We start from the raw sequence: 6125 nt of genomic DNA, 5'->3' as shown, positions 1-6125 counted from the left end.
GACCTCGCCCGCGCCCGCGAGCTGCTGCGCCGCGCCGCCCGCGCCTTCGGCGCCCGCGAGCCCGTCGCCCGCGCGCGCTGCATCGTCGCCGAGGCCGAGATCGCCCTGGTCTCGCGCGACCTCGGCGAGCCGATGCGCGGGCTTGACGCCGCGCGCGCCACGCTCGCGACGCATGGCGACCGCGCCAATGCCGCGCATGCCGGCTATCTCGATGCGCGGCGCCTGCTGCTGATCGGTCGGCTCGACCAGGCCGCACGCACGCTCGAAGCGCTCGACGCCGATGCGCTGCCCCCGGCATCGCGCGCCGGTGCCTGGCTGGTCGCGGCGGGGATCGCGATGCGCCGGATTGAGGCCGGCCTCGCCCGTGCCGCGCTCGATCGCGCCGCGCAGGCTGCCGCGCGCACCGGTATCCCAGCGCTCGTCGCGGAGGTGGAGCAAGCCGCGCGCGCGTTCGACGCGCCCGCGGCGCGCCTCGTCGCCCGCGACGGCACGCGGCTGATCGATCTCGCCGAGGTCGAAGCGCTGATCGCTTCCGGCGCGTTGATCGTCGATGCCTGCCGAACATCGATCCTGTCGGGCGAGACGATCCTCCCGCTCGCCGCGCGTCCCGTGCTGTTCGCGCTCGCCCGCATCCTCGCCGAAGCGTGGCCGCGCGATGTCACCCGGCTCGCCTTGCTCCAGCGCGCCTTTCGCGCCCGCGAGGCGGACGAATCGCACCGCGCCCGGCTGCGCGTCGAGATCGGCCGCCTGCGCGCCGAACTCGAACCCCTCGCCGAGATCAGCGCCACCGAGGACGGCTTCATCCTCAAGCCGCGTGCCGACGCGGTCGCGCTGCTTCTCCCGCCGCAGGAGGAAGCACATGCCGACATTCTCGCCCTGCTCGCCGATGGCGAGGCCTGGTCGAGCTCGGCGCTCGCACTCGCGCTCGACGTCAGCCCGCGCACCGTGCAGCGCGCGCTCGAGGCGCTGGCGGCGGCGGGCAAGGCCGACGGGGTCGGCCGCGGTCGCGCGCGCCGCTGGATGGCGCGGCAGACCCCGGGTTTCCCGACAAGCTTGTTACTCCCGGCCATGCTGCCCGGCGGATAGTCTGGCGCCGTACCGAAGAGGAGAACGGACATGAGACAGGCCTCCGCAGAAATCCTCCGCGAATATGGCCCCTTCCCCACTGGCGACGTCGCCGGCGTCAGCTTCGACGGCGAGCGCGTGTGGTTCGCCACCGGCGGACGCATTGAGGCGCTCGATCCCGAGAGCGGTGAGCTCACCGGCGGGGTCGACGTCCCGGCCGATGCCGGCACCGCGTTCGACGGCACGCATCTCTACCAGATCGCGGAAGCGGTGATCCGCAAGGTCGATCCCGCAACCGGCGAAGTGCTCGCGACCATCCCCGCCCCTGGCAGTGGCGGCGACTCCGGCCTCACCTGGGCCGAGGGCTCGCTGTGGGTCGGCGAGTATCGCGCCGCCAGCATCCACCAGATCGACCCGGAGACCGGCGCGATCCTGCGCACGATCAGGTCCGATCGCTTCGTCACCGGCGTCACCTGGGTCGATGGCGAGCTGTGGCACGGCACCTGGCAGGACGATGCCAGCGACCTGCGCCGCATCGATCCCGGGAGCGGCGAGGTGCTCGAACGGCTCGACATGCCCGAGGGCACCGGCATCTCGGGCCTCGAGTCCGACGGCGCCGGCCGCTTCTTCGCGGGCGGCGGCCAGAGCGGCAAGCTCCGCGCGATCCGCCGCCCGGGCTATGCCGCGGCCGGCTGAAACCATTTTCCTACAGCCCGCCGCTCGGATAGAATCGCCGGGCTCTTTGACAACCGAATCCCTTCCCGATCCGCGCGCGCGTAAAGGTGTGACTTTTGGAGCCTTACGCGAAGGCGAGGCGGTTGACACTCACGCGTGAAAACACGCTGTTCGCGTCAACTTCCCCTCAAGGCTGAGTCAAGTTCGCTCGTTCCGGGTAGCCCACCCGCCGCGTGACTCCGCCGGCCTGTTCGACTATTGTTCTCTCATGGCGACCGCGCCGCTCCTCGACCTGCCCCCGCGGCCGCTGCGATGGCTGTATCTCGATCTCAACAGCTTCTTCGCCGCGGTCGAGCAGCAGCTGAACCCCGATCTGCGGGGCAAGCCGATCATCGTCGCGCCGGTCAGCAGCGACACCACCGTCGCCATCGCCGCATCGGTGCAGGCCAAGAAGTTCGGGATCGGCACCGGCACCCCCGTCTGGGAGGCGAAGCGCCTGTGCCGCGACCTGATCGTCACCCCAGGCCGGCACGAGAAATATGTCGAGTTCCACGAGGCGATCGTCGCCGAGGTGTGGCAGCACATCCCGGTCGACAAGGTCTGCTCGATCGACGAGGTCGCCTGCCGCCTGCTCGATAACGAGAACGATCCGGAAACCGCGGTTGCCCTCGCGAAGCGGATCAAGGCGGGCATCCGCGCCAATGTCGGCGAGTGCCTCACCTCATCGGTCGGCATCGCCCCCAACCGCCTGCTCGCCAAGCTCGCTTCGGACATGCAGAAGCCCGATGGCCTCACCGTCCTTACCGAAGATATGCTCCCCCACCGGCTGTTCGCGCTCAAGCTGCGCGACATCGCGGGGATCGGCGCCAAGATGGAGAAGCGCCTCGCGCAGCAGGGCATCCTCGACATCGGCCAGCTGTGCGAGCGCCGCCCGCGCGATGCCGGATCGGCCTGGGGTGGGGTCAATGGCGACCGGCTCTGGTATCTGCTCCATGGCTTCGACCTGCCCGAAAAGCCGACGCAGAGCCGCACCATCGGCCACAGCCATGTCCTGTCCCCGCGCAAGCGGGGGCTGGAGCCGACCCGTCTCACTGCCCGCCGCCTCGCGCTCAAATCGGCCAGCCGGCTGCGGCGCAAGGGCTATGTCAGCCGGCTGCTGGTGCTCCATGCGCGGTTCGAGGACGACAAGTCGACCTGGCGCACGTCGGTCAAGCTGCCCTCGACGCAGGACAGCTTCACCGTCCTCCAGGCGCTCGATTCGATCTTCCCGCGGCTCGCCGTCGCAGGCCGTGCCCGCCCCGGCGGCTTCGCGATCCGCATGATCGGCGTGACGCTGGCCGAAATCGCGCCGCTGCACGGCGAGCAGGAATCGCTGTTCGCGGCGCTCGACCCCGACGATCCGCTGGCGCGGGAGACCCGCACGCTCTCGCTCAGCAAGGCGATGGACAGAATCAACGAGAAGTTCGGGCGGCATGCGGTGTCGGTCGGACCGATGGACGGCGGCCGTGCCGATCGCGTCGGAACGAAAATTGCGTTCGGGCGCATTCCCGATCTCGACGAATTTCACGAGTGAATCCGGAAACTTCTCTATTGCACCGCAAAATGGATTGGTGCGCGGTATAACGTATCCCTTGACGTTAAATGCTGCATAAGCAAAAGGAGCGCCCGCTATGAAGATGCGTCTCCTCCCCGCTGCCGTCGCGATCGCGCTTCTGCCGCTCGCTGCCTGCAAACCCGAACCCGAAGTGATCGACGATCGCGCGCCCGATCCCATGGCGACCGCGCTCAAGAACGCGCCCGCCGTCGAGCTGCCGCCGTCGATCAAGGCCACCGTCTCGATGCGCTGCCAGCCGGGCAATGCGCTCGTGTTCGCCGAATTCTTCCAGGGCGACAAGCTGGTCAAGATCCGCACCGACAAGACGGCGCCGTGGACCGATCTCAAGGCGCCCGAAGCCGGCCAGCCCTTCACTGCCGAGGGCGGCTACACGCTGACCGGCAACGAGAAGTCGGCCACCGTCGAGCTGCCGGGCAAGGGCAAGCTGACCTGCAAGGCCTGACCCTCGCGAAATTCCATCCAGAAAGGGCTGGCGGCACCCACCGCTGGCCCTTTTTCATGTCCCGGCACTGACTTTTTTCGCCGCGCATGTCACATCCGCCGCGCCCCGCTCGTCATGTCACTGCAACCCGATGAAGGAGCATGACCATGACCCCGAAGCTCAATCCCTACACCGCCGCCCCCGCCGTGATGCGCCCGTGGCTCGCCGCCTCCACCGCGATCGCCGCCAGCCTCGAGCCCTCGCTGATCGAGCTGGTCAAGATCCGCGCCTCGCAGATCAACCAGTGCGCCAACTGCATCAACATGCACACCGAGGAAGCCCGCGCGCAGGGCGAGACCGAGAAGCGCATCTACCTGCTCTCCGCATGGCGCGAGGCGCCCGGCTACACCCCGCGCGAGCGCGCCGCGCTCGGCTGGGTCGACGCCTTGACGCGGCTCTCCGAAGGGCACACCCAGCGCGAGGCCTATGACGCGCTCGCCGCCGAGTTCAGCGAGGAGGAGCAGGTGAAGCTCACCCTGATGATCAACATCATCAACGGCTGGAACCGCCTCGCGGTCGGCTTCGACCTGTGGACCGAGCCGTCGGCGGTCAAGGCCGCCCAGGCGCAGGCGGCCGCGTGACACGCGACGAACACGAGCGCGAGGGCGCAGCGGAATCCTTCGATCCGCTGCGCCCGAAGCTCATCCGCGTCGCCTATCGCATGCTCGGCTCGGTTGCCGATGCCGAGGACGTGGTGCAGGAGGCGTTCATGCGCTGGATGGGCACCGATCGCGCGGCGGTGCGCGAGCCGGAGGCGTTCCTGCGCCGCACCGTCACGCGCCTGTGCCTCGATCAGCTCAAGTCCGCGCGGCACCAGCGCGAGACTTATATCGGCCCGTGGCTGCCCGATCCGGTGATCGAGGAGGAGCCGGAAGAGGACGTCACCCTCCCGCTGATGCTCGCACTCGAGCGCCTCTCCCCGCTCGAACGCGCCGCCTTCCTCCTCCACGACGTGTTCGGCGTATCGTTCGACGAGATCGCGAAGACGCTCGACCGCGACGCCGCCGCCTGCCGCCAGCTCGCGGCGCGCGCCCGCGCGCATGTCCGCGAGGCGCGCCCGCGCTTCGCGGTCGAGCAGCAGCACGGGCTGGAGATCGCCGAGGCGTTCTTCGCCGCGTCGCGCACGGGCGACATGACCGCGCTCGGCGCGATGCTCGCGGCGGATGTCAGCATGCATTCCGACGGCGGCGGCAAGCGCGCGGCGGCGATGCAGCTGGTGCTCGGCTTCAGGCACGTGATGAAGCTGCACAAGTCGCTCGCCGTGCTGTTCGGCAAATATGGATCGAAGCTGCTGCGCACCGGCTTCGTCAACGGCCTGCCGGGCTTCGTGACGCTGGAATCGGATGGCGAGATCCAGACCACCGCGCTGGAGATCGAGGACGGCCGGGTCACCGCCATCTACGTCACCCGCAACCCCGACAAGCTGCGCCACCTGCACTGACCTGCCACGCGGACCCTCGGCCCCTTCCATGCGTTCAGGGCGCATGGACAGCCCCGCTCCGCGCCGCAGCAAGGCCATGTGGATCATCCCGGTCATCGTGGTCGGGATCGTTGTGGTGATCTTCGTCGGCTACAATATCGTCTATCTGAAGCAGGACGTGCAGCGCGAACGGACGGGCAACAGCTCGGAGCTGGCGCAGCCCGACGCACCGGGTTGATCAGCCCGCGCTGCCGATCCGGTCCCGCACGAACCGCGCGCGCTCCGCAACCGAAGCGAGCGGCAGCGGAACGAGGTCATAGCCGAGCTCGGCATAGACTTGCGCCATCGCTTCGTGCGTCGCCGCCGCCTCGGCCGCGTCCTGCTTGCGCTCGGCATCCCGCGCATAGATGTCCGGCCAGTGCGGCGCGATGAACGCCGTGGGGTTGTAGCGGAACATGGCGGCCGCCCGCTCGGCATGGACCGGCACCGGCAGCCCGCACAGCCGCAAATAACCGATCACGTCCGGAATGCCGCGATCGAGCACCACCGGCCCCGCCAATGCGCGCGCTTCACGGTGCGATCGCAGCTCCCATCCCAGCATCAGCTCGGCAAAGGCGGCGCGATCAGCCCAGGGCAGCGCGTTGCCGCCGATCGCGACCTGGTCCTGGATGATCGCCCGCCCGGCCTCGGGCATGTGCGCCGCGCCCTCCGCCGCCAGCGCCGCGATGAGGCTCGATTTGCCCGATCCCGGCCCGCCGGTGATCGCGAACAGATGGTCTGTCCTCATCTTGTTATCTCCATCGGGAACATTGATGATACCGGTGCCGGAACGCGATCCGGCGCGTTGGATTTTCGAGCGGAGGCACGGC

At 69.2% G+C, this 6125-nt stretch carries 8 protein-coding genes; 7 read left to right on the top strand and 1 reads right to left on the bottom strand.

The genetic code is table 11. The features are described 5' to 3' along the window. The 7 genes from VGD28_RS08645 to VGD28_RS08615 all read left to right on the top strand — a co-directional run. Positions 1-1086, top strand: a 1086-nt coding sequence (locus tag VGD28_RS08645; RefSeq protein WP_331027931.1) for an HTH domain-containing protein, incomplete at its 5' end; no start/stop codon positions are given. Between the two features lie 30 nt (positions 1087-1116). Continuing rightward, a complete protein-coding gene (locus VGD28_RS08640) occupies positions 1117-1761 on the top strand; it encodes a glutamine cyclotransferase (RefSeq protein ID WP_331027930.1) in 645 nt (214 codons plus the stop codon). Positions 1762-2008: 247 nt separating this feature from the next. Next, a complete protein-coding gene (locus VGD28_RS08635) occupies positions 2009-3313 on the top strand; it encodes a type VI secretion protein ImpB (protein ID WP_331027929.1) in 1305 nt (434 codons plus the stop codon). Positions 3314-3410: 97 nt separating this feature from the next. After that, entirely contained in the window at positions 3411-3797 is a 387-nt protein-coding gene (locus VGD28_RS08630) for a hypothetical protein (RefSeq protein ID WP_331027928.1), read from the top strand. 146 nt (positions 3798-3943) lie between these two features. Continuing rightward, positions 3944-4417: a carboxymuconolactone decarboxylase family protein gene (locus tag VGD28_RS08625; protein WP_331027927.1), complete on the top strand. Its 474-nt coding sequence runs from the start codon at positions 3944-3946 to the stop codon at positions 4415-4417. Further along, entirely contained in the window at positions 4414-5277 is an 864-nt protein-coding gene (locus tag VGD28_RS08620) for a sigma-70 family RNA polymerase sigma factor (RefSeq protein ID WP_331027926.1), read from the top strand. The genes VGD28_RS08625 and VGD28_RS08620 overlap by 4 nt, the downstream gene beginning before the upstream one ends. A gap of 28 nt (positions 5278-5305) precedes the next feature. Beyond that, positions 5306-5494 carry a hypothetical protein gene (locus tag VGD28_RS08615; protein WP_331027925.1) on the top strand — a complete coding sequence of 63 codons (189 nt, stop codon included), beginning with the start codon at positions 5306-5308 and terminating at the stop codon, positions 5492-5494. Here VGD28_RS08615 and VGD28_RS08610 read toward each other — a convergent pair whose 3' ends face one another. Then, on the bottom strand, positions 5495-6043 hold the full coding sequence (locus tag VGD28_RS08610; protein ID WP_331027924.1) for an AAA family ATPase: 549 nt from the start codon (positions 6041-6043) through the stop codon (positions 5495-5497). Positions 6044-6125 lie beyond the last annotated feature (82 nt).

Origin of the sequence: Sphingomonas sp., assembly GCF_036402235.1 — a bacterium.
Taxonomy (GTDB): domain Bacteria; phylum Pseudomonadota; class Alphaproteobacteria; order Sphingomonadales; family Sphingomonadaceae; genus Sphingomonas.
This window is presented reverse-complemented; position numbering and strand designations above follow the sequence as displayed.